The following is a 25,899-nucleotide window of genomic DNA, read 5'->3' as shown; positions in this document are numbered from 1 at the left end:
CTCCGCCTTGTTGGACCACTGCGACAGGCCTTGGTGAAGTCCTCAAACAGAGCTTGGTCGCACCGCTGCCGCCACGCCGATCGGCAGGGTGCCGCGGAGGGCGGCTCTGGCCAGGGCGGCGCCGCGGGTGGCTACTGCTGCGGCGATGCCGAGGGCGGGTGGAGGCGCGGTGAGGCCTGCGCAAGCTCGGCAGATGCCGGGTTGGGGGATGGGGGCGGAGCAGGCGCCGCATTCGTGCGGGCAGCGGGCTGGGGTGGCGGGTTGAGGTGTGGCGACAGGTGCGGGTGGGCGTTTGCGGGTGAGGCGGTTGCGGAGCAGGGCGGCCGGGGCGTGGACGGGTTGGGGGAGGCCGGGCAGCAGCGCCATCGCCAAGTCCTGTTCGGTCGCGCCGAGTTCCAGCCACTCGGCGACCAGCGGCGCCAGGGCGAGGGCTTCGGTCGACCCGAGGCGAAGGCGTGGCTCGGGGCGCAGCACTCGGAAGAGCGTGGCTACTGCCTCCCGCACCTCCGGCGGGACTTCCTTGGGTTCGGGCGCTGCTGACGTCTCGTCAGCGACGCTCGCGTCCGGCTCGGCTGAAGGGAGGGAAGGGAGGGAGGGGTTCTTTCCCAGGTCCTTTGATTGGCCGTCAGCCTTGCCGATCCTCGACTTGCCGGAGCCCGTCTTTTTGGCACCCGGTGTCGGAAGCTGTGGGCTGTCGTAGACGTGCGCCACGCTGATGATGCTGCCGTCCGGCTTGCGGATCTTCTCGACGCGGTAGTACCCGGCGCGGGCAAGCTCACGCAGCGCCTTGGCGACCGCGCCGCGTCCCTCGACGCACGAGTCGGCCAGCAGGCGGCCGTCCTCGCGCCAGCCGTCAGGCCGGGAGAGCAGGTCGGTCAGGACGCCCCGGGCGCGGTACGACAGGCGGCGGTCCTGCAACAGGTAGTTGGGCAATGAGGTGAAGCCGCGCATATGCGGGCTACGATGAATGTGCATCGGAGGTCTTGGCTCCTGGTGCCGGACCCCGGAGCGTTGGCGCGCTGCCGGGGTCAACTATGAGGTTCGTATGAAGCCGACGCTACCACGCCCCGTCAATACCTCCTATACGGACAGTTACCGAACGCGCGTGCGTCAGTCGTCCGTTGGCACAGGCGAAGAGAGAGAGAAAAACGTCTGCCCCAGGAACCTGGAGCAGACCTTTCCGAGCCTCAGTCAGCGCTACCGCAGTTCCTGGACCTCCGGGAGCTCCGAGCCCTCGTTGACCAGGTACACCCGAGGCTGCGCGCTGCCCGTGCCCGGCGCGACCAGCGCGGTCTCGCCCACGAAGGACGTCGAGTCCATCGAGGACGGGAGACCGGCGACGACCGTCGCCTTGCCCGTGGTCGGGTCGAGCTGGACGAGCGAGCCGCCAGGGCCGTTGTACGTGTCGCCGGGCTGCGAGATCGCGTAGATCTGGCCGCTGGTGTTCGTCTGGGACAGCAGGGCCAGCGTGGCACCGGCCTTGTTCTGGCCGTAGTACGTCCAGAGGACCTGCCCGTTGGACACGTTGAGGGCCTCGATGCCGGGGTTGCTGGAGCTGTTCTGCGACTCGGTCAGCATGGTGGTGCTGTTCAGCATCCGCACGACGAGCTGGTTGCGCGCCGAGCCGTTGGCCGAGATCGGGTCACCGCCGGTCACCGGCGTCGCGTTGCCGCTGCTGTCGTAGATGTTGGTGACCGGCTGGCCGCCGCTGCCGTCCTGCTGTGCGACCAGCGGGCTGCCGTTCAGGACCGAGGTGAACATGACGTTGTCGGACTCGGTCTTCTGCCACAGCTGCTTGCCGGTCGCCCCGTCCAGCGCGGTGAGCACGTAGGTCGGATTGACGTCGGCACAGAACTCGTTGACCAGGACGACGCCGCCACCGGAGTACGCGTCGTCGTTGCAGTACTGGCCGCGCGGCTTGTACTGCCACGCGGTGTTGCCGCTGGTGAGATCGACGCCGCCGATCACGCCGCTGCCGGTGATGGTGGCGACGGTGCCGCTGATGAAGGTGTTGACCTGCGAGGCCGAGCCGCCCTGCGGGATGTTCAGCTTGAGGTTCCAGAGCTCGCGCCCGGTGGTGGTGTCCACGCCGACCACGTTCGTGCAGCTGTGGTCGTCGCTGCCGAACGCGATCGTGCCGACACCGGCGGACGACACCGTCGGGGACATGCCGCAGGGGACCGAGGCCCCGGACGGCGGTGAGACGGTCCACGCGACGCTGCCGTCGGCGAGGCTGTAGGCCGACACGGTGTCACCGACGCGGATCAGGTTCTTGTCCGTGATCCAACTGCCGATCAGGTTGCCCGAGTCCGTGCCGTTGGCCGTCTTCCAGCCGGCCGCGAGCGTCGGCGTGCCGTTGTTGCCTCCGCCTCCGCCGCCCCCGCCGCCGCTGTTGCCACCGAAGGCGACCACGGCCACGACGATGATCAGGGCCAGCGCGACGACGCCGCCGATCGCGCCGAAGATCAGACCCATCGGCGGACCGGACCGCGCGGGCGGCATGCCCGGCATCGGCTGGCCCATCGGCGGTGCCATGGGCGGCAGCTGGTACGGGTCGGGCTGGCCGGGCATGGGCTGACCCTGGGCGTAAGGGTCCTGCGGATACGGTCCGGGGCCCTGCGGGTACGGCCCCGGTCCCTGCGGTGCGAACTGGCCCTGCTGGTAGGGGTCTTGCTGGTACGGGTCCTGCGGGTAGCCGGGCTGGCCGAACGGCGGCTGCTGAGGCATGGGCTGACCCGGCATGGGCTGACCTGGCATCGGCTGACCGGGCATGGGCTGACCCGGCATGGGCTGACCTGGCATCGGCTGACCGGGCATGGACTGGCCGGGCATGGACTGACCCATCGGCGGAGCCATGGGCGGCACGCCCTGCATCCCCTGCATGCCCTGCATCGAGGGGTCCATCGGCGGCATGCCCGGCTGGCCCATCGGCGGCATGCCCTGCTGCGGCTGCGGTGGCTGCTGCGGGTTGGGGTACCCGTAGCCCATCCCCGGCGCGGGCTGCTGCGGAGGCACGCCCGGGTTCGGGTACCCGTACCCCGGCACGCCACCCGGCGCACCCGCCGGAGCGCCGGCCACCGGCGCGCTCTTCTCCAGCGACGGCGCGCCGTCCTGCGGGACTTCCGGTGCCTGCAGCGCGTACGACGTGGACATCGTCGGCGGAGCCTGCAGCGCGTACGAGGTGGGCGCGAACTCCGGGCTCTCAGGCTGCTGCGCCTGTCCCGGCACCTGGCCCGATACCTGTCCCGGCACCTGCCCAGGTACCTGTCCCGGTGCCTGACCCGGTCTCGGGTCTGCGCCGTCCCTCGGCTCTTCCGCGGCGCCGTTGCCAGGCGTCTGGTCGGTCATGGCCCCCGTCCTCCTTGTGTCACCCACCGACTGGCGTTCAGTCAGCGCGGGGACGGAGATCGAATCGGCCTGCCCCCGCGAGCCATCGTAGAGGGCGTGCGGGAACGGGCCTGAGGGTGACCGTCAAACGGACCGGGAGCCGTTCCCCACCTGTTATCGTCCGGCCTTGATCAACAAGCGGGCGGATGGTCGGTGGACGAACGGCTCCCGGGTCAACTAACCGTCTTTCAGGACGAGTTGCTCAGGACGAGTTGCTCAGCGCGCGTCGCAGGCCTGGGCGCGCAGCGCGCGCGCCAGGTCGTCGCGGCACTCGCGGACGAGGCGGCGCAGCGCGGGGGCGGCGTCCTCGTGCTCGGCCAGCCAGGTGTCCGTGCGCGCCAGCGTCGCGTCCGAGTCGACCAGGTACGGGAAGAGGCCCTTGACGATCCGCAGCGCGATCTCGATCGAGCGCTCGGCCCAGACCTTCTCCAGCACCTCGAAGTAGGGCTCCGCGTACGGCGCGACCAGCTCGCGCTGCGAGGACTGCTGGAAGCCTGCGATCTCCGCCTCCACCAGCGCGTTGGGCAGCTCGTCGGTCTCGACGACCAGGCGCCACGCCTCGGCCTTGGCCTCGGCCGTCGGCGCCGACGCGCGGGCGGCGGTCGCCAGTCGCCGGCCGCTGGCGGTGTTGTCGCGCGCCTGCTCCGCCGTCAGCTCGGCCTCGCCAGCGGCGCCGCCCAGGACCAGCGCCGAGAGCAGCGCCCAGCGCAGCTCCTGGTCCACGTCGAGGCCGTCGATCCGCGCGGTCCCGTCCAGCAGGCCGGAGACCAGACGCAGATCCTCCTCGCTGTGCGCGGAGTGCGCGAAGAACCGCGCCCAGGCCAGCTGGTGGTCCCCGCCGGGGGCGGCGGCGCGCAGCTCGTTCAGCGCGCCCTCGGCCAGCGCCTGCGCGGCGGCCTCACGCCCCTCGGGGGCGACGTACTGCTCCAGCGTCATACCGGCCTGGGTGTGCAGCTGCTGCAGCACGCCGATGTCGGTCTCGCGACCGGAGAAGCGCAGCAGCAGGTCCAGGTAGTCGCGGGCCGGCATCAGGCCGTCGCGCGTCATGTTCCACACCGCCGACCAGCACAGCGCACGCGCGAGCGGGTCCTCGATGTCGCCGAGCGAGGCGCGCAGCGTGTCCAGCGACCGCTCGTCGAAGCGCATCTTGCAGTACGTCAGGTCGTCGTCGTTGACCAGCACCAGGGCCGGTCGCGGCTTGCCGACCAGCTCCGGCACGGACGTGCGCGCCGCAGCCTGCACGTCGACCTCGACCCGGGCGGAGCGCACCAGGCGGCCGTCCTCGACCAGGTCGTAGCAGCCGATGCCGACCCGGTGCGGACGCAGCGTCGGCTGCTCCTCGGCGGCCTCCTGCAGCACGGCGAAGTCGGTGATCCGGCCCTCGGCGTCCACGGTCAGCTCGGGCGTGAGCACGTTGACGCCCGCCGTCTGCAGCCAGGCGCGGGACCACTCGGCCATCGCCTCGGTGCCGCGACCGCTGGTCTCGGCGAGGACGGCGAGCAGGTCGTTCAGGGTGGTGTTGCCGAACGCGTGGCGCTTGAAGTAGCGGCGCGCGCCCTCCAGGAAAGCGTCCCGCCCGGCGTACGCGACCAGCTGCTTGAGCACCGACGCGCCCTTGGCGTACGTGATGCCGTCGAAGTTGAGCTTGGCGTCCTCGAGGTCGCGGATGTCCGCGGTGATCGGGTGCGTGGTCGGCAGCTGGTCCTGCCGGTAGGCCCACGCCTTGCGGCGGTTGGCGAAGGTGATCCAGCCCGCCTGGTACTTCGTGGCCTCGACCTGCGAGAACGCGCCCATGAAGTCGGCGAACGACTCCTTGAGCCAGAGGTCGTCCCACCACTGCATGGTGACCAGGTCGCCGAACCACATGTGCGCCATCTCGTGCAGGATGACGTTGGCCCGGCCCTCGTACGCGGCCTCGGTGACCTTGGAGCGGTAGATGTACTCCTCGCGGAAGGTCACCAGGCCCGGGTTCTCCATCGCGCCGATGTTGTACTCGGGCACAAAGGCCTGGTCGTACTTGCCGAACGGGTACGGGTAGTCGAACTCGTCGTGGAAGAAGTCCAGGCCCTGCTTGGTGACGGTGAAGATCTCGTCCGAGTCGAAGTACTGCGCCAGCGACTTGCGGCAGAGCGCGCCCAGCGGGATCTCCAGCAGCCGGCCGTCCGGCAGCTCGCGGCTCCAGCTGTCGCGGTCCACGTGGTACGGACCGGCGACGACGGCGGTGATGTAGGTGGAGATGCGCGGCGTCGGACTGAAGCTCCAGGTCAGCGAACCGTCCTCGCCCCGGACCGGGTCGCCGCCGGTGGCGGAGTTGGAGAACGTCTCCCAGTGGCCGGGCGCGGTCACGGTGAAGGAGAACGGCGCCTTGAGGTCCGGCTGCTCGAAGTTGGCGAAGACGCGGCGGGCGTCGGCCGGCTCGTACTGGGTGTAGAGGTACACCTCGCCGTCGACCGGGTCGACGAAGCGGTGCAGGCCCTCGCCGGTGTGGCTGTAGGCGCAGTCGGCGTCGACGACGAGCTCGTTCTCGGCGGCGAGACCCGGCAGCGCGACTCTCGAACCGTCGAACACCTCGGCCGGGTCCAGCTCGCGCCCGTTGAGGGTGACGCTGTGGACCTTGGGAGCCAGCAGGTCGGCGAACGAGTCGACGCCCGGCTCGGCGCAGCGGAACCGCAGGGTCGTCCGCGACCGGAAGACGCCCGTCTCGCCGAGCGCACTGCGCAGGTCGAGCTCGACGGCGTAACTGTCGACATCGAGGAGCCGTGCCCGCTCGCGGGCCTCATCGCGGGTGAGATTCGTGCCGGGCACGTCCGTACTCCCTTGTACGTAGCGGGCGCGCGGGGGTGGTCGCGCCGCAGGACCGTGGTCTACCTGGTGTACCTGTCTACCTGTCCCGGCATCCTTTCATGCGCCCTACCTGCCGGGCGGGCGGACCGGCCGAACGGACGGTCGGGAAGCCGGGAAGCCGGGAAGGTCCGGAAGGTCGGGGAAATCGTGGGAATGGAGCGGCGGAGCAGGTCGTTGCCTCTGACGGACGACCCGTGGGCTCGGTTCCGCGTGCCTGGTTCCGGGCGGGTCCTTCGCCTGTTCCGCCTGCCTGTCATCGCCCGACCTGATATCGACTGACCTGATATCGCCTGACATCGCCTGATCACCGATCGAGGAGCCCCGCCCATGACCGCCGACGTTGCCGCCGCCGAGCCCGTGACCGCTGACTTCTGGTTCGACCCGCTCTGCCCGTGGGCGTGGATGACCTCCCGCTGGATGCTGGAGGTCGAGAAGCTGCGCCCGGTCCACGTCCGCTGGCGCGTGATGAGCCTGGCCGTCCTCAACGAGGGCCGCGACCTGCCGGAGAAGTACCGCGCGCTGATGGACGAGGCGTGGGGCCCGGTCCGCGTCTGCATCGCCGCCGAGCAGGCGCACGGCGCCGACGTGCTGGGCCCGCTCTACACCGCGCTGGGCACGCGCTTCCACAACGGCCAGCAGCCGCGTGACCGCGCGACGATCGAGTCCGCGCTGGAGGAGGCGGGCCTGCCGAAGTCCCTTGCGGACGCGATGGATTCGACGGAGTACGACGAGGCCCTGCGCAAGTCTCACGCCGAGGGCATCGGCCTGGTCGGCGAGGACGTCGGCACCCCGGTCATCGCGGTGCCCGGCGTGACGGGCGAGCGCGTCGCCTTCTTCGGCCCCGTCGTCACCCCGGCCCCGAAGGGTGAGGCCGCGGCGCGCCTCTGGGACGGCACGCTGCTGGTCGCCTCGACGCCGGGCTTCTACGAGATCAAGCGCACGCGGACCGAGGGTCCGAACTTCGAGTAACCACAGCGCCGCAGACTGTGCCCGGCTCCGCGCGTCGAGTGGAGCCGGGCCGTTTGCTGCTGCCCGCTGTCAGCTGCGCGAGCGCACCGATGCGGCCTAGCAGGGAACCGGGCCGATCCCGCTCATCGAACTGGACCCGAGCCAGACCGCGAACGTGGCGAACACCATGACGCCCGCGCCCACAGTGATGGCTCGACCAGCTCCAGGTGATCGCCTACACGTCGTGCCGCCGACTCCACCGTGAAGTCCTCGGGGAGACGGTGATCTTGCTCAGGGTGGTCGGTTCGCCTGTCAAATCCAAGTGCAGCCCAGATCACTTGACGCACCTCCTTGGGCGATTCAGTCCGCGGTGACACCCCAGTAGCCGATCTCCGCCGGTTGGCCGTCGCGGTACAGCACAGTGCAGTTGCCGCAGGCGCGTGGCGGGAAGGGCAGGTTGTCGGCGAGCAGGGCGTCGTTCCAGGCGGCGAAGTCGGGTCGGCCGCCGGAGAAGGAGCCCCGTGCCTGCTGGTCCGTCAGCAGCCGCATGACTCCGACGCCGTCCCGCGCGTCGGGGTCGGTGGTGAAGGCGTAGAAGTCGAGCACGGAGGCGGTGCCTCCGGTGAAGACGTACTCCCGCCAGTCCTCGTCCTGCCAGAGCTCCGCGACGGTCAAGTCCGCCGAATCGGGCAGATCCCGGCTCCGCAGCTCCCGCTCCTGCGCCTGTTGGAACGCGGCGGCGAGATCCTCCTGATACGGCCCCGTCGCCCACCACGTGCTGCCACCCATGTCCGCCCGCCCTTGTCCGGACCGTTGTTCACGACTGACAGCAACGTAGCGGGCACCACCGACATCGTGGCTCGGCTGGGTCGGCCAACGGTGATAATCGATCAATGGGCACAATCGAACGCCGTTTTCCACCCCTGAATGCCGACGAGCGCACCACGCTCGAAAGCTGGCTCGACTTCCACCGCGCCACCCTTGCCGTGAAGTGCGGAGGCTTGGACGACAAGCAGGCCGCCGTCGCATCCGTGCCACCGTCCGGCTTCACGTTGACCGGCCTCGTCCAGCACATGGCCGAGGTGGAGCGGAACTGGTTCCGTCGCGTCTTCGCCGGGGAACAGGCCCCACCCATCTACGACCCGCACGCCGACCCGTCGGGCCCTGACGGCGGCTTCGAACTGGCCGAAGGCGCCACACTGGCCGACGCCCTCGCCACCTGGCAGGCGGAGATCGCCCACGCCCGCGCGCTCTGCGCCGACCGCGCTCTGACCGACAGCGGCCGCTTCATGGAGCAGGACGTCAACCTCCGGTGGGTCTACGTCCACATGATCGAGGAGTACGCCCGCCACAACGGCCACGCCGACCTGCTCCGGGAGCGCATCGACGGCGCGACCGGCGTCTGACGTCAGGTCAGATGCATTCCTGATCGTGACGTGGCGCGCCGCCGGGTTCCATGCCGAGTAGCGCTCATCTGTCGGGCGTGCCTCCGGAATTCAGTCAGATTCCTGGCCGCATGACGGGAGAGGCTCTCCCAGCCATCGGCGGCCTCAGTGTTGGCGAACCGGATGTCGTACTCTTCGCCGACCGGAGGCGGAGCAGCCCGGTCGCCTCGCTTCGGGCTCACTGGTCGTCCCGCGGCATGGGAGCGGGGCCGAGATCTCCTTCAGGCTCGCGGGTGAGGATGGCGAGCAGGGCGGGATCCGCGTAGATCTCGGCACTGTGGCGCCACTGGGCCAGCAGGAGTGCGATCGGCGCGAGGTTCTCCAGAGCCGCTGCTCCCCGCGCGGTGTCCACCAGTTCAGCGAGTAGCGTTTCCAGGTCCTCCGGGGGGAGGAACGTGCTCCATGGCAGGGCATCCGGCAAGGCCTGGCGCAGCGCGGCGGTGTTCTCGGTACGGACCAGCCCGGCAAGCAGACGCGCGGTGAAGTCGACCACCGTCGTGTCCTGCTCCAATTGTTCGACGCGCATCAGCGCGAGGTCGCCGGCATCGCGCCGACGCAAGCGCAGCGCCCGCACCGTGTCCAGGCGTTGCGCGGTTGCGGCGGGGTGATGGAGGAGCTCGCTGAACGGCACGTCCTCATAGGCCACTGTCATGACATCCACACTAGCTTGGACATCGTCGGGACGATAGGTGATTTCACCCGTGTGGCCGCTGTGCGCCTGCCTCCGGTACCCGCCTGCCTCAGCCCGCGCTCTGCGCCCGCCTGCTGCGGAGCCACCCCGCCGCGCTCAGGGCGACCGTCGCGCCCAGCGTGCAGGCGAGCTGCACGCGGTTGCCGTGGCTCTGCAGCATCAGCGCCAGCACCGTGACCACGCCGCCCAGGGCCACCCACGTCAGGTACGGGAAGCCCCACATACGGACCGTCAACTTCTCCGGCGCCTCGCGCTCCAACCGCCGCCGCATCCGCAGCTGCGCGACGGAGATGAACGCCCAGACCACCAGGACCGCCGCGCCGACCACGTTCAGCAGCCACTGGAAGACCGTCGTCGGCCACCAGAAGTTCAGCAGCACCGCGAAGAACCCGAACGCCGACGACGCGAGCACAGCGAGCCTCGGCACGCCGCCGCTGACGCGGGCGAGCGCCTTCGGGCCCAGGCCGCGCTGGACCAGCGAGTACGCCATCCGCGACGAGCCGTAGATGTTCGCGTTCATCGCGCTCAACAGCGCGATCAGCACGACCACGTTCATCAGCTGTCCCGCCGCCGGGACGCCGATGTGGTCCAGGACCTCGATGTACGGGCCGCTCTTGACGACGTTCGGGTCGTTCCAGGGGAGCAGCGTCACGATGACGGCCATCGAGCCGATGTAGAAGACCGCGATCCGCCACATCGCGGTCCGCACCGCGCGGCCGACGTTGCGGACCGGGTCCTGCGACTCGGCCGCCGCGATCGTGACCGTCTCCAGGCCGCCGTAGGCGAAGACGGAGGCCAGCAGGCCGACGACCAGGCCGGACATGCCGTGCGGCATGAAGCCGCCGTGGCCGGTCAGGTTGGTCAGGCCGGGCGCGCCGTGGCCGATCACGCCGAAGATCGCGAGCAGCGCCAGCACCAGGAAGCCGACGATCGCGGCGACCTTGATCGCGGCGAACCAGAACTCGAACTCGCCGAAGTTCTTCACGGCGGCGAGGTTGCTGCCGCAGAAGAAGGCCATGAACAGCGCCACCCACATCCAAGTGGGTGTGCCGGGCAGCCAGTTGGTCATGATCCCGCCGGCCGCGGTCGCCTCGGCCGAGACGCCGACGCAGAGCATCAGCCAGTACATCCAGCCGGAGGCGAACCCCGCCCAGACGCCGATCTCCTTCTCCGCGTGCACGGAGAACGAGCCGGAGGCGGGTCGTGCCGCGGACATCTCGCCGAGCATCCGCATGACGAGCATGACCAGCACGCCGGACGCGGCGAAGGCGAGGACGATCGACGGCCCGGCCGCCGCGATGCCCGCGCCGGACCCGACGAAGAGGCCCGCGCCGATGACGCCGCCGAGGGCGATCATCGACAGGTGCCGCTGCTTGAGGCCGTGGGAAAGGCCATGGGAGAGGCCCGGGGAGGCAGCGTTGGGCGTGGCCGTCGTTGCGGCCGTCTCCGGCTGCTCGGGTGTGGTGACGCTCATGGGCGGGATCCAGGGGCTCGGCGGGCAGGTCGTATACGTTGTACGGGTCGCACGGGTGGGCGCACAAGACCGCGAAAAGAGCCAGTCAGTTCGGTAGTTGGACTGACCAGCTCACTATTCGGTCAAGGGTGCCCGATATGTGGAGAAGCTGAACGAGGCCGCCACCATGCGGAAGTCGCTGTGACTCTCCGTCGAGGGCGTGCGCGCACTCTGTGGTTCTGCTGTGGCCCGGACGTGCGGATCGCCCAAGCGGGCGGCGGACGTTTTGTGGGATGTCCGCAGAGTGGGACGGTGTTCGAACGGATAGGTTCGCAAGCGTTCGTCAACGTTCGTAGACATGCGCAAACGTCCGTCGGCGTTCCCCTACTGATGACAAGACACCAGCTCAGGAGCGTGCCCGTGAGCCTCGCCGCCACCCCGACCGTCCGTCCCGGCGCCGTCCTCGCCGACCTGCTGCCGACCGTCGAAGGCGGTCGCGCACGCGCGCTCGTCCGTGACGCGGCACTCGTGCTCGGCGGCGCGGCGTTCACCGGCCTGGCCGCGCAGCTTGCCGTCCCGATCCCCGGCTCGCCGGTCCCGGTGACGGGGCAGACGCTCGCCGCGCTGCTGGTCGGCACGGCGCTGGGCGCGCGGCGGGGCGTGGCCTCGCTCGGCCTCTACCTGCTGGCGGGCCTGGCGGGCGTCCCGTGGTTCACGGGCGGGACATCCGGCACGGGAGCGACCTTCGGCTACGTCGTCGGCTTCGTCCTCGCCGCCGGCCTCGTCGGCGCGCTCGCGCGCCGGGGCGCGGACCGTGGTGCGCTGCGGACGGCGGGCGCGATGGCGCTCGGCCAGCTCGCGATCTACGCGGTGGGCGTCCCGTGGCTGGCCGTCTCCCTCCACGTCTCGCTGGCGCAGGCGGCGTCGCTGGGCCTCTACCCGTTCCTGATCGGCGACGCGCTGAAGATCGCCCTGGCGATGGGCCTGCTGCCTGCGGCGTGGAAGCTGGTGCGTCACAAGGACGCATGAGGGAAGTTGCACTACCCCAGGGGCGCGAGGCTCTGCTGATCTGCGGCTCCGCCGCGGGGGCGCGACAAGCCACCGGCATGCGGATGGTCCCCAATGTGCAGGGCCACCCGCACAGGGTGGTTTCTCGCGCAGTTCCCCGCGCCCCTGACGTGCATGGCACATCGCCTGCAGAATCCCCGCGCCCCTGAGCAAGCGCGAGATCCTCGCCTGCCATACTCTCCGCATGCGCGTCTACCTGGGATCCGACCACGCCGGTTTCGAACTGAAGCAGCACTTTGTGAAGTGGCTGACCGAGGCCGGACACGAGCCGATCGACTGCGGTCCGCACATCTACGACGCCGACGACGACTACCCGCCGTTCTGCCTCCGGACCGCCGAGCGCACCGCCGCGGACGCCGAGGCGCTCGGCGTCGTCATCGGGGGCAGCGGCAACGGTGAGGCCATCGCCGCCAACAAGGTGAAGGGTGTCCGCGCCGCGCTGGCGTGGAGCGTGGAGACCGCGCAGCTCGGCCGCGAGCACAACAACGCCAACGTGATGAGCGTCGGCGCCCGCATGCACAGCGCCGACGAGGCGACCACGTTCCTGGACGCCTTCCTCTCCACCCCGTTCTCGGAGGGCGAGCGCCACATCCGTCGGATCGACATGCTGACCGACTACGAGACCACCGGCGAGCTCCCGCCGATCCCGGCCCACCACCCGCAGGGCTGAGCCGGAGACCCAGGAGCCAGAGACCCAGGGCAGCGTTCCGTGCCTGAAGGCCACACCATCCACCGACTGGCCGCCGAATACCACCGGGTGTTCGGCGGCCAGGCCGTTGCCGTCTCCTCTCCGCAGGGGCCGTTCGCCGACGCCGCCGCGCGGATCGACGGACGGGTGCTCACCGAGACCGACGCCAAGGGCAAGCACCTCTTCCTCGGCTTCGCGTCAGGTGACTGGGTCCACATCCATCTCGGGCTCTACGGCAAGGTCTTCTGGGGGCACGGCCCCGCGCCCGAACCCGTCGGCCAGGTCCGGATGCGGATGACCACCGCAGCTGACGACGCGTACAGCGACCTGCGCGGGCCGACCAAGTGCCTGCTGGTCGACGAGGGGGAGAAGCGCGAGGTAGAGGCGCGCCTGGGCCCCGACCCGCTGCGTCCGCAGGACACCGGCGACGCCGCCTGGAAGCGGATCAGCAGCAGCCGGACCACCATCGCCGCACTGCTGATGGACCAGAAGGTCCTCTGCGGCGTGGGCAACGTCTACCGCGCCGAGGTGCTGTTCCGGCAGGGCGTCAACCCGCACCGCGCGGGCCGCAGTCTGGACCGCGCCGAGTGGGACGGGATCTGGGCGGACCTGCGTCCGCTCATGCGCGAGGGCGTGCGGGTGGGTCGGATCGACACGGTCCGGCCCGAGCACACGCCCGAGGCGATGGGACGGCCTCCCCGCCAGGACGACCACGGCGGAGAGGTCTACGTCTACCGACGGGCCGGCCAGCCCTGCCTGGTCTGCGGCACGGAGGTCCGTACCGAGGAGCACGCCGCCCGCAACCTCTTCTGGTGCCCCCGCTGCCAGAGTTGACGTACCGTCAGTAATAACCCGGGCGGCGTCAGAACCCGCGCGGCAGCCACGGCGCGACGTCCGTCGCGAACGCCGCCGACAGCGCGCCCAGCGCGCCCGCGTTCTCGCGCAGTTCCGCGACCCGGCCCGCCTCCGCCAGCGCGCGCAGCGTCGTGCCGCCCAGGTAGGACGCGGCGAGCTCGCGGACCGTCAGCGAGACGTCCGCCGGATCCGTCGTGCGTTCGCACGACGCACCGGACTCGTCGCCGCTGAGCCGCCAACGGCCGGTGTTCCAGCCGCAGAACGCGTCGTGGACCTCCACCACCGCGTCCACCGGACGCGAGTACGCCCGAGCCGCCAGCGCCGCGCCGACGTCGACGAGGCGGATGTGCAGACCGTCGCCGATCGTCGCGTTGCAGCGGCGGACGTCGTCGACCAGGTTCAGGATCGGGTCGTCCAGCGGACGGCTGCGCACCACGACCCGGTCCGTCAGGTCGACGTCGAGCAGGTGCTGCCAGAGCGCGACCGTCGCGCCGGGCGTCGCCGCGTACAGCTCCCGGACGTTGACGGTGCCCTTCGGGCCCTGGCGTTCCCAGTCGGGCTTGACGGTGTACCGGGCGTAGCCCAGCAGCTCGCCGGAGTCGGCGTGCTCGGCGAGCAGGCAGAACAACGGGGAGTTCCCCGAGCGCTCCAGTCGCGGGTCGAGGACGGCGACCCTCTCCCACCCGTCCGGCCGCCGCAGCCAGCCGGGGCGCTGCCGCCCGACGTGGGTGTAGAGCTCCTCGCAGCGCGCCAGCGACTCCGTCGGGTCGACCAGACGCAGCCGGACCCCGGCCGTCCCCGTCGTCTCCGCCGCCTCCGCCGTCCCCCCGGCCCCCGTCGCGTCGAACGGGCGCTCGGTGATCCGCACGCGGTGCCGGTCCATCTCCAGCCACATCTTCGACGTTCCGACGCCGTACCCGAAGCGGCCGTAGATGGACGGCTCCGACGCCGTCAGCACCGCGAGCGGCTCGCCGCGCTCGCGTACGTCGTCGAGCTGCCGTCGCATCATCGCGGTGAGCAGTCCGCGTCTCCGGTGGGTGCCGCGCACGCCGACCATGGTCACGCCCGCCGCCGGCACCAGCGCCCGCGCGGATGTGCGATGTTCGCCCGCGCCGCCGGGAACGGCCAACCCGAAGGTGAACGCCGAGGCCGTGCCGACCACCGAGTTCGCGTCGAATGCGCCGATCGAGCGACCCGGCTCGGTAAGCTCACGCCACAGCGCCCGCTCCTCGGGGGATTCGGGCACGCCGCCGAACGCGTCCAGCAGGACGTCGTACCAGGCATCGAAGCCGTCGGCGTCGACGGCACGCAGCTCGGGGGAGACAGCAGTTGGGGAGGACGGGGCGTTCCCTGGTGCGCTCGAAAGGCTCATACGACCTGCCTAGCAGCGTCGCGGGCACGAAGCGAGCGGTTATCGGCGGGGCAGTGCGCGTACGGACGGAACAGCGGCGACGCCTTGGCCGACACCTACGCCGGCACCTGCGTCGACGTCGGCCGGAAGTCGACGTCCGCGCCCGGATCGGTTGCATCTCGCACCCGAAGCGCATCGACGCCCGGCGGTCCGGGTCGGTAGGGTCTCCCGGAATGGCACGTCGCGAGACCGGGACACACCCGGTCGACACCCGCACGGCCCGGTGGCGCAGGGCGCAACGCCGGGTCTGGCGTCGGGTGCGCCGAGGCGCCGTCGACTACTTCCGCGGCGACGGCGCGGACTGGATGGCCTTCGTCGTCCTCTTCGCGCTCGTGCCGCTCTTCGCCTTCCTCACCGTCCTGGCGCCGCCGTGGTGCCCGCCGACCGCGCTGGTGATCCCGGTGATCTCCGGCGCGCTGCTGCTGCGGCCCAGCAGCCTGGTGCTGCTCTACAGCGCCGCCGCGGCCGCCCTCGCCGTCGAGTCCGTCGTCCTCGGCCCCTACGACGCCGGGCCGGGCCGGGTCACGCCCGGCTGTGTGCTGGTCGTCGGCGCGGTGGGCGCGGTCGGACTGCTGCTGGCCCAGTTCCGGGCCCGGGTCGGCGTGCCGTGGCGACGCGGCGGGTCGATGCTCTTCGACCTGCGCGAGCGGCTCAAGGTGCAGAGCCGGATCCCGGCGCTGCCCGACGGCTGGCACGCGGAGATGGCGCTGCGCCCGGCCGGCGGGCAGTCCTTCTCGGGCGACTTCGTGGTCGCCGCGCGCACCGGCGACGGCAAGCGGGTGCTGGAGGTGGTCCTCGCGGACGTCTCCGGCAAGGGCATGGACGCCGGCTCGCGGGCGCTGCTGCTCTCCGGCGCGTTCGGCGGACTGGTCGGCTCGCTGCCGCCGCACGACTTCCTCCCGGCCGCCAACGGCTACCTGCTGCGCCAGGGCTGGGAGGAGGGCTTCGCCAGCGCCGTCCATCTGGTGCTCGACCTGGACACCGGCGAGTTCGAGCTGCTGTCGGCCGGCCACCTCCCGGGCATGCAGCGGCGCAGCGGCCTGGGCCGCTGGGAGACCAAGGAGGCCGAGGGCCCGCTGCTCGGCATCTACGACGGCGCGAAGTTCGAGGGCGTCCGCGGCGTCCTCGGCCGCGGCGACGTGCTGATGCTCTGCACGGACGGCATGGTCGAGGCCCCGGGGCGGGACCTGACGGACGGCATGGACCGGCTGATGGGCGAGGCCGACCGGCTGCTCGCCACGACCTTCTCGGGATCCGCTTGGCGTCTGATCGAGGCGGTCGCCAAGGACCGGAGCGACGACCGGGCGCTGCTGCTGCTCTGGCGCGAATAGCGCGACCGCTGCTGCCGCGTCGGGTTGACGGGGTGACGGGGTGACGATTCGGGGCGGTTCAGGCGGGGCGCACGGGCGGCGCACAGGGGCTGTGCGAGGCGTTCATGTGGCGGTCACCGGCCGAATGGCCTTATCAACGGCCTCACTTGTACCATCCATCACACGATCTTCGGACAATCTCGGCTGATATGGAACCCTCGGGGTGGGTGTGAGCCAGAAGTGCTTTACGGAGCGCGTTGATCCGGAGAGACTGGCTAAGCGGGCGATCGTGCGCAGGGGGTGGTGTCGTGATCACGGCGCGTGTCCCCGGCTGTCGAGCGTCCCTCAGCCGTAACAGCCGTTGCTGTCACGCTCGATCGAGGAAGTAGGGGCCCGTGACAACCTTCTCCATCTCCGCCGTTGTCCTATTGGGCATCCTGCTCGTGGTCTTCATCAGGAACAAGTCGATGAAGATGGGGTACACGATCCTGGCCATCCTCTTCGGGTTCTTCCTGGCGAAGACGTCGGCGGCCACGCCGATCCAGAGCTTCCTCGACCAGATCGCCAACACAGTCAACAGCATCGTCAAGTGACCGGGCCAGACGCGACGGGGCCGCACGTGACTCGGTCCCAAACGTCGCTGCCGATTGTCGAGTTCGCCTTCCCCGGTCCGCTGCGGGACCGTCTGGTGGCGGCCGTGCTCGACGGCAGCAAGACCTCCACGACCTCGCTCTTCGCCGACTACGGGCCGGACGAGGAGTTGCCGGTCGTCGGCCGGCGCGGCGCCGTCGTGGACTCGGACGGGCGGCGTGTGGCGGTGCTGGAGACCACGGAGGTCCGCGTCGTGCCGCTCGGCGAGGTCGACCTGGCGCACTGCGTCGACGAGGGCGAGGGCTTCACCTCGATCGCCGAATGGCGCGCCGACCACACGGAGTTCTGGCTGAGCCCGGAGTACGTCGCCGAACGCGACGATCCAGACTTCACCGTGGACGACGCCACCCTCGTCCTGCTCGAACGCTTCGGCGTCGTCGCGCACCCGTGAGTGCGCTCAACTGCCCTTACGGTTGAGGGTTTCCAGATATCCGGCGACCCCGGTCCGGCGGGCCTCGACGGCGATGGCGAGGCGGCGGTAGGTCGGATCGTCCATGTCGTCCCGCCACGCCTCCGGTGAGCGGACGGCCCACTCACTGTGCTCCGCCGGATCGAGCCTGACGGCAGCCAACTCCCGTGCGCTGAGCACCCCTCCGTCGAATACGAACCCGACGTGCGCACAGGGCCAGCTGGGGCGCGGCGTGACGAAGTGAGTGAGCAGCAACCGCGGTTCACCCCGGAAGACAAGTCCCGTCTCCTCCCTGCACTCCCGCACGGCCGCCTCCCACGGCGTCTCGCCCGCATCCAGGTTGCCCCCGGGCCACTGCCACACCTCGGCGTGTGCGGCGTGCACGGACCGCAGTTGGAACGGATTGCCTTGTTCGTCGGTGAAGTAGAGACACGCGTAGCCGGTCTGCTTCGGCAACGTCCGGACATACTCCTCGGGCGGCAGCCAGCCACTCGCCATGCGCTTCAGCCTTCCGCTTCGGAGCGGGGGACGGGACTCTAACCCGCGTAGCTAGTTGAAACTATCCGCCGACGGCCCGGCCGTGCGCTGGGGACTCGCTGAGCTGGCCTTTCGCTTGATTCACCCTCAGCCTATCCGCTCTTCCCCACGGGTCCCCGCAGGAACGGGAACGCAGCGGGCGGGGGCCGGCCGCTCATCACCGAAAACCCGGTGATCAAGCTCGGATCTCGCTGCTAGCATGCCGCCGCCCGATCAGGAGTCCACGGAGGCAATCACATGGATCAGAGCGTCAGAAGCAAGGCCACGGCTGTCCCCGCGCCTCCACCAGCGGCGACCAAGGGCAACGTCGCGGTGGGTGTGATCACCGCCGTGGTCTCCATGCTGCTCTGCGCCGTGGCCTACGCGCTCGTCATCGACACCACCCGGACCATCTACGGATGGATAGGGGCAATCATCGGCGGCGCGATCGGCACAGCGGTCAACCGCCGGGGCTGCGGCGGTGCCGTGACGTCGACGGTCAGTTCCGTCTGCTCACTGGCCGCAACGTTTCTGGGCCAGTACGCGGGATTTGCGCTGCTCACTGCGAAGGACCTCGGCCTTGGCTCCTTCGATGTCCTCGTCCACCACAGTGCTGCCGCACTGACGGTGTGGCACGATCACCTCGGATTCACCAACGTGATGGGGTTGGTCCTCGCCCCTGTCTTCGGGGCCATCTTTCCCAACATCAGCCCCAACACGCCCCGGCGCCTCTGAGCGGGTCTCACTGTGGGTCCGTCCCGGCGCGTGCTCGGCCGCACCCGGGGCATGGGGGCCGCTGGTTCCCGTCAATCGGCTTGATGCTCATCTCCTCCGCCGACGGCCGTTCGGGAACAGTGCGCCGAGGGTCGTTGAGATGATGACCCCGAACGAGAGCCCCCACCACGGCAGTCCCGTCAGCCCTCCCGGGCGATGCGAGATGAGGGCATACGTGACGATCCCAAGCGCTCCGCACACCGCAAAACTCCCGCCGCTGCGAAGAGCAGACCGCCACCTGGGCTGGTCGAGTCCTGAAGTCACGACGCGCATTGTCCACGCCGCCAGGAACGCGATCAAGAGGCGAGCGGCTTTGCAGATCACTCGCCGCCAGCACGTCCCACCTGCTTTGACCTGCGGGGCGGCCGAACGAACGCCCACGCGGAAACCTGGAACCGAGTGCGCATACCCCTGGGTCACGTAGGTAGACCGTGGCGACGAGTCGAGGGGGCACGGATGCTTGAGAACTTCGGCCAGACCGAGGTTCGGGGACCGTCCCAGAAGTCCAGGTCTGGTTGTCTCACCGGCTGTCTGGGTGTGGTGGCCCTGCTGGCCTCGATCCTGATCGGCTCGGCGCTGTACCGACACTTCACTGATCCCACCCCCAAGGCCGCGCACTTCAGCGAGGCCGAATTGCTTGGTACTTGGAAGTCGCCGAATGGGGGCAGCCTGACCCTGCGCGGCGACGGAACCTTCTCCGCTGTCGACGTGTGCGGCTTCGGGACCTCCAACCCCCAGGTCGGATCGGACAGCGGCACCTGGCACCTGGGCGGCACCTACAACCCGTATTCGTTGGCGCCGGCCACCGACGGCATGGTCCTTTTGGGCGCCACGGGTCAAAACAACCTGTACGAGGGCAGAGACAGCAACACTCCCGTTCTGTGGGAGTACGTCGGCCCGCCGGAGGAACCCGAAGGCTTCTGCAAGCTCCACAAGCAGTGGCCCGTGCCCGGGCCGCCCAAGCCGTCCGCCAGCTGACTGACGATCAGAGTGTCGTCTGCGCATAGGATCTCGCGCACCCAGCGGCGGCCTAAGGTCCGGATCGCGGGCCTGCACTTCCATGATCTTCGGCATACCGGGAACACCCTGACTGCCTCGACCGGAGCCGGCACCAAACACGCCGGGGGAGCGGGCACCCTGCAAAGCAGAAGGCCCAGACCGGGGAGCATGTCCCTGGCCTGAGCCTTCGGCGTTGGAGCGGGCGACGGGAATCGAACCCGCGTAGCTAGTTTGGAAGACTAGGGCTCTACCATTGAGCTACGCCCGCGAGCGCCGTTCGGGGAACAGGGTAGCGGACGCGGGGCGGCCGATGCACACCCGTTGATCGACGACATGCGCGGCGCTCTTCTCACGACATGTACGACGACATCCGCCGTGACATCCACGACGACACCTGCGGCGACCTGCGGAACCACTCGTTCGACGACGTGCGGAGCGGTGCGCCGTAAATCGCTCGGGGCGACGTGGTCGACCATGTACGCTACGTCTCGCCAAGCGAAAGACGTACGGGGTGTGGCGCAGTTTGGTAGCGCGTCCGCTTTGGGAGCGGAAGGTCGTCGGTTCGAATCCGGTCACCCCGACCAATTTTCTGGGATTCTCCTTCCCAGTCTCTTCCCAGCCCCTTCTCGCCCCGCTGACCTGCGAAAACGCAGCGGCAACGGTCTCCTCCGACACCGGGGCGAAGGCGGATGTGGTAGCCGGTAGGATGGGACGCTGGTGGCGTCTGCGAAGGCGAACCAACCACCTGCCCGGCGGGCGATAGTCACCAAAGACGCATCACCCGTCTCGCCGCGTGCCCGAGAATGCGGGCCGGGGCGGACACACCGACTCGCAAAGCCCCCAAGGAGACCCAACCGTGAAGAGCGCCGTGGAGACTCTGAACCCGACCAGGGTTCGACTCACCGTCGAGGTGCCCTTCGAGGAGCTCAAGCCCAGCCTCGACGCGGCGTACAAGAAGATCAACCAGCAGGTCACGGTTCCGGGTTTCCGTAAGGGCAAGATCCCGGCTCGCGTCATCGACCAGCGTTTCGGCCGCGGTGCCGTGCTGGAGGAGGCCGTCAACGACGCGCTGCCGAAGTTCTACGGCCAGGCGGTCGACGAGGGCAAGATCGACGTCCTCGGCCAGCCGGAGATCACCGAGATCGAGGGCGTCGAGAAGCTTGCCGACGGCGGCGACCTGAAGTTCACCGCCGAGGTGGACATCCGTCCCGAGATCACGCTCCCGGAGTTCGACACCATCGAGGTCACCGTCGACGCGATCGAGGTCACCGACGAGGACGTCGAGAAGAGCCTGGACCAGCTCCGCGAGCGCTTCGCCTCGGTGAACGCCGTCGAGCGCGCCGCTGCCGAGGGCGACATCGTCGTCGTCGACCTGGAGGCCAAGGTCGACGGTGAGGTCCCCGAGGACGGCACCGCCACCGGCGTGAGCTACGAGATCGGCTCCGGCCGCCTGCTGGACGGCATCGACGAGGCCGTCGTCGGCCTGGAGGCCGGCGGCTCCGCCACCTTCACCACCGAGCTCAAGGGCGGCTCCGCCGCGGGCCAGGACTCCGAGGTCACCGTCACGGTCACCGCGGTGCAGGAGAAGGAGCTCCCCGAGCTGGACGACGAGTTCGCCCAGATGGCGAGCGAGTTCGACACCCTCGACGAGCTGAAGGACGACTCCCGCAAGCGCCTCGCGCGCATGAAGGAGTTCGACCAGGCCACCCAGGCCCAGGAGAAGGTCCTCGACGCGCTGCTCGAGCTCGTCGAGATGCCCTACCCGGAGAAGCTGCTCGCGGACGAGATCGAGACCCGCAAGCACAACCTGGAGCACCACCAGCTGCCCCAGATGGGCATCGACATGGACGCCTGGCTGAAGCTTCAGGACAAGTCCGCCGAGGAGTTCGACGCCGAGCTCGACGAGCAGGCGAAGAAGGGCATCAAGACCCAGTTCGTCCTCGACGCGATCGCCGCCAAGGAGGAGCTGAACGTCAGCCAGGAGGAGCTCACCGAGCACCTGCTGCGCCGCGCCGCCGGCTCCGGCATGACCCCGGACGAGTTCGCCCAGCAGGTCGTCCAGGGTGGCCAGGTGCCGCTGCTCGTCGGTGAGGTCGTCCGCGGAAAGGCCCTGGCGTCCGTCGTCGAGGCCGCCAAGGTCGTCGACACCAACGGCGAGGTCGTCGACTTCGAGGACGACGAGGACGAGGAGATCTCCGAGGCTGTCGAGACCGTCGAGGTCGAGGCCGCCGCCGAGGAGACCGCCGCCGAGGTCGAGGAGACCGAGGAGGCCTGAGCAGCCTCTGACGTCAGTTCCTGACGCACACCGGCAGGGCCCGGACCGCGACGCGCGGTCCGGGCCCTGCCGTATCCGATCCGATCCGGCGACTCCGATCCGATCCGGCCGATCCGGCGACTCCGGGCCGGCCCCGGGCGCGACGCGCTGGTCCGCACACGTGACGCTCAAAGCGAACAGGTCGGTGTGAGGGATGGCCAGGCAAGTCCCGCGCGTTAGGGTCGGTGGAAACGCTGTGACGGCTGTCTTCGACGAGCAGCTGTCGTGCCAACAACGAGCAGGTGGATACGTGACGATTCCGCAGATCTCGATGCCCGGGCTTGTGACTCCCCGTGCCGCCGGTGACATCAGCGGTGGCGGACTGGGGGACCAGGTCTACAACCGTCTGCTCAACGAGCGCATCATCTTCCTCGGCCAGCAGGTCGACGACGACATCGCCAACCGGATCACCGCGCAGCTGCTGCTGCTCGCGGCCGACCCGGAAAAGGACATCTTCCTCTACATCAACTCTCCGGGCGGATCCGTCACCGCCGGCATGGCGATCTACGACACCATGCAGTACATCAAGAACGACGTGGTCACCATCGCGATGGGCATGGCCGCCTCGATGGGCCAGTTCCTGCTCACCGCCGGCGCCAAGGGCAAGCGCTTCGCGCTGCCGAACGCCGAGATCCTGATGCACCAGCCCTCGGCGGGCCTCGGCGGCTCCGCGACCGACATCCGGATCCAGGCCCAGCAGCTGGTCCGCCTCAAGCACCGGATGGCCGAACTGATCGCCGAGCACAGTGGTCAGACGACGGACCAGATCACCAAGGACTCCGACCGCGACCGCTGGTTCACGCCGGTCGAGGCCAAGGAGTACGGCCTGATCGACAACATCATGCACAGCGCCGCGGACGTCCCCGGTGGCGGCGGCACCGGCGCCTGAGCAGCCTCAGCGCCGCGTCGGTCCGCACCAACCACCACAGACCATCGTTCCGGAGGACGGAAGACCCGATGAACATCCCCAGCCTCGACAGTGCCAAGGCGCGCATGGAGGACATGCGTGCCGAGGGCCGCTACATCATCCCGCGCTTCGTCGAGCGCACCTCGCAGGGCATTCGTGAGTACGACCCGTACGCCAAGCTCTTCGAGGAGCGCGTGATCTTCCTGGGTTCCCAGGTCGACGACGTCTCGGCGAACGACATCATGGCGCAGTTGCTCTGCCTGGAGTCCATGGACCCGGACCGGGACATCTCCATGTACATCAACTCGCCCGGCGGCTCGTTCACCGCGCTCACCGCCATCTACGACACGATGCAGTTCGTGAAGCCCGACATCCAGACGGTCTGCATGGGCCAGGCCGCCTCGGCCGCCGCCGTGCTGCTGGCCGCCGGTACGCCGGGCAAGCGCATGGCGCTGCCGAACGCCCGCGTGCTGATCCACCAGCCGTACACCGAGACGGGCCGCGGCCAGGTCTCCGACCTGGAGATCCAGGCGCACGAGATCCAGCGCATGCGCGAACTGCTGGAGGAGCTGCTGGCCAAGCACTCCAAGAAGACCCAGCAGGAGATCAGCGAGGACATCGAGCGCGACAAGATCCTCACGGCCGAGGAGGCGCTCCAGTACGGCTTCGTCGACCAGATCGTCTCGACCCGCAAGTCCTCCCTGCAGGACTGAGTTTCTGCAGGCGGAGCTCGCTCTGCAGTCGCCTCTGCGCTGCGCTGCGGTTGCTCCGCAGGTCCGGCGCCCGTACGCGGCCGTTGAGACCAGTACCACGCAGCCAGACCACCCCCGGCTCTTGGAGCCGGGGGCGGGGCCTGGCACCATCGTCAGTACCGACTTATCGTTCCGTCGTTCCGTTCCTCGCTCCGGTGTCCGGTCGCGAGCCGGATATTCGCCCAGGGCGGAAGCGGGAACCGCCGAAGACGGCGAATCGGGGGTCCTGGCGGAGTACCGTCGGATACCAAGCACCAGGCTCCGTCCCCCAGGGAGCCGTTGGCGAAGGGGAAGCACCTCGTGGCACGCATCGGTGACGGTGGCGACCTGCTCAAGTGCTCGTTCTGCGGCAAGAGCCAGAAGCAGGTGAAGAAGCTCATTGCCGGGCCCGGCGTGTACATCTGCGACGAGTGCATCGACCTGTGCAACGAGATCATCGAGGAGGAGCTGGCGGAGACCTCGGAGGTCCGCTTCGAGGAGCTGCCCAAGCCCCGCGAGATCTACGAGTTCCTCGACGGGTACGTGGTGGGCCAGGAGTCGGCCAAGAAGTCCCTCTCCGTGGCCGTCTACAACCACTACAAGCGCGTCCAGGCAGGGGAGAACGGTAAGCACGGCCGCGACGACGGCATCGAGCTCGCCAAGTCCAACATCCTGCTGCTGGGCCCGACCGGCTCCGGCAAGACGCTGCTGGCGCAGACCCTGGCCCGGATGCTCAACGTCCCGTTCGCCATCGCGGACGCCACCGCGCTGACGGAGGCCGGCTACGTCGGCGAGGACGTCGAGAACATCCTGCTCAAGCTGATCCAGGCGGCCGACTACGACGTCAAGAAGGCCGAGACGGGGATCATCTACATCGACGAGATCGACAAGGTCGCCCGCAAGAGCGAGAACCCGTCGATCACGCGCGACGTCTCCGGCGAGGGCGTGCAGCAGGCGCTGCTGAAGATCCTGGAGGGCACGACGGCGTCGGTGCCGCCGCAGGGCGGGCGCAAGCACCCGCACCAGGAGTTCATCCAGATCGACACGACGAACGTGCTGTTCATCGTGGGCGGTGCCTTCTCCGGTCTGGAGCGCATCATCGAGGGCCGGGCCGGCAAGAAGGGCATCGGCTTCGGCGCGACCATCCGCTCCAAGCACGAGATCGACTCCAGCGACATGTTCCGCGAGGTCATGCCGGAGGACCTGGTCAAGTTCGGCATGATCCCCGAGTTCATCGGCCGCCTGCCGGTGATCACCTCGGTCCACAACCTGGACCGCGAGGCGCTGCTGCAGATCCTGACCGAGCCGAAGAACGCCCTGGTCAAGCAGTACCGGCGGCTGTTCGAGCTGGACGGCGTCGAGCTGGAGTTCACCGCCGAGGCGCTGGAGGCCATCGCCGACCAGGCGATCAAGCGCTCCACCGGCGCCCGCGGCCTGCGCGCGATCATGGAGGAGGTGCTGATGTCCGTGATGTACGAGGTCCCCTCGCGCAAGGACGTCGCCCGCGTGGTCGTCGACGAGCAGGTCGTGCTGGAGCACGTGAACCCGACGCTGGTCCCGCGCGACATCCGCGGCCAGCGCGAGCGCCGCGAGAAGAGCGCGTAACAGGCACAGCAGAAAGGGCCCGGGGCGAAAGCGCCCCGGGCCCTTCTTTGCTGCGTTACTGCTTGGCCGCCATGACGGAGTTGATCACGACGTTGTCGTTGGGGTGACCGTCGCCCTGGCCGTTGGAGCTGTCGGTGCCGCCGGCGGCGATGCGGTTGAGGATGTCCAGCCCGCTGGTGATGGTGCCGAACGGCGTGTAGTTCGCCGACAGCTGGCTGTCCTTGTAGACCAGGAAGAACTGCGAACCGTTGGTGTTCGGGCCGGAGTTGGCCATCGCCAGGGTGCCCGCCGGGTAGGTGCCGCCCTGGATCGCCGGGTCGTTCAGGTACTCGTCGTTGAACTTGTAGCCCGGGCCGCCCGTGCCGGTGCCGGTCGGGTCGCCGCACTGCAGCACGTAAATGCCGGCCGTCGTCAGACGGTGGCACTTGGTGTGGTCGAAGAAGCCCTGCTTCGCCAGGAAGACGAAGCTGTTGACCGTCTGCGGCGCGTGCTGCGCGTCCAGCTTGAGGCCGATGTCGCCGCAGGAGGTTTTCAGCGTGGCGGTGTAGGTCGCCTTGGTATCGATGCTCAGCGCGGGCGGGTTCGCCCACTGCTTGTTGTTCGGGCTGCCTGCGGCGACGTTCCCGCAGAACCCGGCGCTGCCGGCGCTCGTCGCCGTGCTGCTCTTGCTGCTGGACGAGCTGCTCAGCGTCAGCCCCAGCACCAGACCGACGACGACCAGGACCGCCAGGCCCCCGCCACCGAAGATCAGCAGCTTCCGCCGCTTCGCCTTGGCTGCCTCCTGAGCGCGCAGCGCATCCATCCGCGCCCGACGCGCCGCGCCCGGGTCCTCGCTCACCTTTGCTCCTCACGGTTGTGCCCCGCTGCCGACCTGTGTCAGCACACCAGTGTGA

23 protein-coding genes and 2 tRNA genes are annotated in these 25,899 nt (G+C 69.5%); 15 read left to right on the top strand and 10 right to left on the bottom strand.

Going from position 1 to position 25,899, the window contains the following annotated elements:
• Positions 1-42 precede the first annotated feature (42 nt).
• From I2501_RS20420 to pepN, 3 genes are all read right to left on the bottom strand, one after another.
• The gene (locus I2501_RS20420) at positions 43-975 is read right to left on the bottom strand and encodes a hypothetical protein (RefSeq protein WP_196195570.1); all 933 of its coding nucleotides are present in this window, start codon (positions 973-975) and stop codon (positions 43-45) included.
• A 222-nt stretch (positions 976-1,197) separates the two neighbouring features.
• Positions 1,198-3,252, bottom strand: a complete 2,055-nt coding sequence (locus I2501_RS40655) for an outer membrane protein assembly factor BamB family protein (protein WP_196195569.1) — start codon at positions 3,250-3,252, stop codon at positions 1,198-1,200.
• 351 nt (positions 3,253-3,603) lie between these two features.
• Complete coding sequence (gene pepN / locus I2501_RS20410) at positions 3,604-6,192, bottom strand: aminopeptidase N (RefSeq protein WP_196195568.1); 2,589 nt, start codon at positions 6,190-6,192, stop codon at positions 3,604-3,606.
• Between the two features lie 366 nt (positions 6,193-6,558).
• Here pepN and I2501_RS20405 point away from each other — a divergent pair, with 366 nt between their 5' ends.
• Positions 6,559-7,200: a mycothiol-dependent nitroreductase Rv2466c family protein gene (locus I2501_RS20405; RefSeq protein WP_196195567.1), complete on the top strand. Its 642-nt coding sequence runs from the start codon at positions 6,559-6,561 to the stop codon at positions 7,198-7,200.
• Positions 7,201-7,539: 339 nt separating this feature from the next.
• On the opposite strand, the gene I2501_RS20400 is transcribed toward I2501_RS20405, so the two are convergent.
• Complete coding sequence (locus tag I2501_RS20400) at positions 7,540-7,968, bottom strand: hypothetical protein (protein ID WP_196195566.1); 429 nt, start codon at positions 7,966-7,968, stop codon at positions 7,540-7,542.
• 104 nt (positions 7,969-8,072) lie between these two features.
• Between I2501_RS20400 and I2501_RS20395 the strand changes: the two genes are divergently transcribed.
• A complete protein-coding gene (locus tag I2501_RS20395) occupies positions 8,073-8,585 on the top strand; it encodes a DinB family protein (RefSeq protein ID WP_196195565.1) in 513 nt (170 codons plus the stop codon).
• A 217-nt stretch (positions 8,586-8,802) separates the two neighbouring features.
• Here I2501_RS20395 and I2501_RS20390 read toward each other — a convergent pair whose 3' ends face one another.
• Entirely contained in the window at positions 8,803-9,276 is a 474-nt protein-coding gene (locus I2501_RS20390) for a hypothetical protein (RefSeq protein ID WP_196195564.1), read from the bottom strand.
• Between the two features lie 88 nt (positions 9,277-9,364).
• Positions 9,365-10,789 (bottom strand): amino acid permease, encoded by a 1,425-nt coding sequence (locus tag I2501_RS20385; RefSeq protein ID WP_196195563.1) that lies wholly within the window; start codon positions 10,787-10,789, stop codon positions 9,365-9,367.
• Between the two features lie 399 nt (positions 10,790-11,188).
• Between I2501_RS20385 and I2501_RS20380 the strand changes: the two genes are divergently transcribed.
• From I2501_RS20380 to I2501_RS20370, 3 genes are all read left to right on the top strand, one after another.
• Positions 11,189-11,797 (top strand): biotin transporter BioY, encoded by a 609-nt coding sequence (locus tag I2501_RS20380; protein ID WP_328806502.1) that lies wholly within the window; start codon positions 11,189-11,191, stop codon positions 11,795-11,797.
• A gap of 223 nt (positions 11,798-12,020) precedes the next feature.
• Complete coding sequence (locus I2501_RS20375) at positions 12,021-12,506, top strand: ribose-5-phosphate isomerase (RefSeq protein WP_196195561.1); 486 nt, start codon at positions 12,021-12,023, stop codon at positions 12,504-12,506.
• A gap of 39 nt (positions 12,507-12,545) precedes the next feature.
• Positions 12,546-13,358 carry an Fpg/Nei family DNA glycosylase gene (locus I2501_RS20370; protein WP_196195560.1) on the top strand — a complete coding sequence of 271 codons (813 nt, stop codon included), beginning with the start codon at positions 12,546-12,548 and terminating at the stop codon, positions 13,356-13,358.
• A gap of 28 nt (positions 13,359-13,386) precedes the next feature.
• Here I2501_RS20370 and I2501_RS20365 read toward each other — a convergent pair whose 3' ends face one another.
• Positions 13,387-14,751, bottom strand: coding sequence for a GNAT family N-acetyltransferase (locus tag I2501_RS20365; RefSeq protein ID WP_196195559.1), 1,365 nt, complete (start codon positions 14,749-14,751; stop codon positions 13,387-13,389).
• A 212-nt stretch (positions 14,752-14,963) separates the two neighbouring features.
• On the opposite strand from I2501_RS20365, the gene I2501_RS20360 reads away from it, so the two are divergent.
• From I2501_RS20360 to I2501_RS20350, 3 genes are all read left to right on the top strand, one after another.
• Positions 14,964-16,121, top strand: coding sequence for a PP2C family protein-serine/threonine phosphatase (locus I2501_RS20360; protein WP_196195558.1), 1,158 nt, complete (start codon positions 14,964-14,966; stop codon positions 16,119-16,121).
• A 374-nt stretch (positions 16,122-16,495) separates the two neighbouring features.
• Positions 16,496-16,693, top strand: coding sequence for a hypothetical protein (locus I2501_RS20355; RefSeq protein ID WP_196195557.1), 198 nt, complete (start codon positions 16,496-16,498; stop codon positions 16,691-16,693).
• A 26-nt stretch (positions 16,694-16,719) separates the two neighbouring features.
• Positions 16,720-17,142, top strand: a complete 423-nt coding sequence (locus I2501_RS20350; RefSeq protein ID WP_196195556.1) for an ASCH domain-containing protein — start codon at positions 16,720-16,722, stop codon at positions 17,140-17,142.
• A 6-nt stretch (positions 17,143-17,148) separates the two neighbouring features.
• Here the strand turns inward: I2501_RS20350 and I2501_RS20345 are convergent, their stop codons facing one another.
• Positions 17,149-17,658, bottom strand: coding sequence for an NUDIX domain-containing protein (locus tag I2501_RS20345; RefSeq protein ID WP_196195555.1), 510 nt, complete (start codon positions 17,656-17,658; stop codon positions 17,149-17,151).
• A 276-nt stretch (positions 17,659-17,934) separates the two neighbouring features.
• Between I2501_RS20345 and I2501_RS20340 the strand changes: the two genes are divergently transcribed.
• Both I2501_RS20340 and I2501_RS20335 read left to right on the top strand, forming a co-directional pair.
• Positions 17,935-18,411, top strand: a complete 477-nt coding sequence (locus tag I2501_RS20340; RefSeq protein WP_196195554.1) for a hypothetical protein — start codon at positions 17,935-17,937, stop codon at positions 18,409-18,411.
• 495 nt (positions 18,412-18,906) lie between these two features.
• Complete coding sequence (locus I2501_RS20335) at positions 18,907-19,428, top strand: hypothetical protein (protein ID WP_196195553.1); 522 nt, start codon at positions 18,907-18,909, stop codon at positions 19,426-19,428.
• Between the two features lie 215 nt (positions 19,429-19,643).
• On the opposite strand, the gene I2501_RS20330 is transcribed toward I2501_RS20335, so the two are convergent.
• Positions 19,644-19,717 (bottom strand) — tRNA-Gly (locus I2501_RS20330).
• A gap of 239 nt (positions 19,718-19,956) precedes the next feature.
• On the opposite strand from I2501_RS20330, the gene I2501_RS20325 reads away from it, so the two are divergent.
• From I2501_RS20325 to clpX, 5 genes are all read left to right on the top strand, one after another.
• A tRNA-Pro gene (locus I2501_RS20325) sits at positions 19,957-20,033 on the top strand.
• Between the two features lie 272 nt (positions 20,034-20,305).
• Positions 20,306-21,724 carry a trigger factor gene (tig, locus tag I2501_RS20320; RefSeq protein ID WP_196195552.1) on the top strand — a complete coding sequence of 473 codons (1,419 nt, stop codon included), beginning with the start codon at positions 20,306-20,308 and terminating at the stop codon, positions 21,722-21,724.
• A 310-nt stretch (positions 21,725-22,034) separates the two neighbouring features.
• Complete coding sequence (locus I2501_RS20315; RefSeq protein ID WP_196195730.1) at positions 22,035-22,652, top strand: ATP-dependent Clp protease proteolytic subunit; 618 nt, start codon at positions 22,035-22,037, stop codon at positions 22,650-22,652.
• 68 nt (positions 22,653-22,720) lie between these two features.
• Positions 22,721-23,383, top strand: coding sequence for an ATP-dependent Clp protease proteolytic subunit (locus tag I2501_RS20310; RefSeq protein WP_196195551.1), 663 nt, complete (start codon positions 22,721-22,723; stop codon positions 23,381-23,383).
• A 339-nt stretch (positions 23,384-23,722) separates the two neighbouring features.
• The gene (clpX, locus tag I2501_RS20305) at positions 23,723-25,006 is read left to right on the top strand and encodes an ATP-dependent Clp protease ATP-binding subunit ClpX (RefSeq protein ID WP_196195550.1); all 1,284 of its coding nucleotides are present in this window, start codon (positions 23,723-23,725) and stop codon (positions 25,004-25,006) included.
• A 55-nt stretch (positions 25,007-25,061) separates the two neighbouring features.
• On the opposite strand, the gene I2501_RS20300 is transcribed toward clpX, so the two are convergent.
• A complete protein-coding gene (locus tag I2501_RS20300; protein WP_328806500.1) occupies positions 25,062-25,844 on the bottom strand; it encodes a peptidylprolyl isomerase in 783 nt (260 codons plus the stop codon).
• Positions 25,845-25,899 lie beyond the last annotated feature (55 nt).

The sequence above is a fragment of the Streptacidiphilus fuscans genome (genome assembly GCF_015690355.1).
Taxonomy (GTDB): domain Bacteria; phylum Actinomycetota; class Actinomycetes; order Streptomycetales; family Streptomycetaceae; genus Streptacidiphilus; species Streptacidiphilus fuscans.
The sequence above is the reverse complement of the archived record's forward strand: the minus strand, read 5'-3'. Positions and strand labels throughout refer to the sequence as shown.

Bases quoted from the DNA above. Each gene is read 5' to 3' on its own strand.
- I2501_RS20400 (WP_196195566.1), bottom strand. From the start codon at position 7,968: ATGGGTGGCAGCACGTGGTGGGCGACGGGGCCGTATCAGGAGGATCTC.
- I2501_RS20385 (WP_196195563.1), bottom strand. From the start codon at position 10,789: ATGAGCGTCACCACACCCGAGCAGCCGGAGACGGCCGCAACGACGGCC.
- I2501_RS20315 (WP_196195730.1), top strand. From the start codon at position 22,035: ATGCCCGGGCTTGTGACTCCCCGTGCCGCCGGTGACATCAGCGGTGGC.
- I2501_RS20375 (WP_196195561.1), top strand. From the start codon at position 12,021: ATGCGCGTCTACCTGGGATCCGACCACGCCGGTTTCGAACTGAAGCAG.
- I2501_RS20335 (WP_196195553.1), top strand. From the start codon at position 18,907: ATGCTTGAGAACTTCGGCCAGACCGAGGTTCGGGGACCGTCCCAGAAG.
- I2501_RS20360 (WP_196195558.1), top strand. From the start codon at position 14,964: ATGGCACGTCGCGAGACCGGGACACACCCGGTCGACACCCGCACGGCC.
- I2501_RS20365 (WP_196195559.1), bottom strand. From the start codon at position 14,751: ATGAGCCTTTCGAGCGCACCAGGGAACGCCCCGTCCTCCCCAACTGCT.
- I2501_RS20395 (WP_196195565.1), top strand. From the start codon at position 8,073: ATGGGCACAATCGAACGCCGTTTTCCACCCCTGAATGCCGACGAGCGC.
- I2501_RS20420 (WP_196195570.1), bottom strand. From the start codon at position 975: ATGCACATTCATCGTAGCCCGCATATGCGCGGCTTCACCTCATTGCCC.
- I2501_RS20310 (WP_196195551.1), top strand. From the start codon at position 22,721: ATGAACATCCCCAGCCTCGACAGTGCCAAGGCGCGCATGGAGGACATG.
- I2501_RS20345 (WP_196195555.1), bottom strand. From the start codon at position 17,658: ATGGCGAGTGGCTGGCTGCCGCCCGAGGAGTATGTCCGGACGTTGCCG.
- I2501_RS20405 (WP_196195567.1), top strand. From the start codon at position 6,559: ATGACCGCCGACGTTGCCGCCGCCGAGCCCGTGACCGCTGACTTCTGG.
- I2501_RS20340 (WP_196195554.1), top strand. From the start codon at position 17,935: ATGGATCAGAGCGTCAGAAGCAAGGCCACGGCTGTCCCCGCGCCTCCA.
- I2501_RS20390 (WP_196195564.1), bottom strand. From the start codon at position 9,276: ATGACAGTGGCCTATGAGGACGTGCCGTTCAGCGAGCTCCTCCATCAC.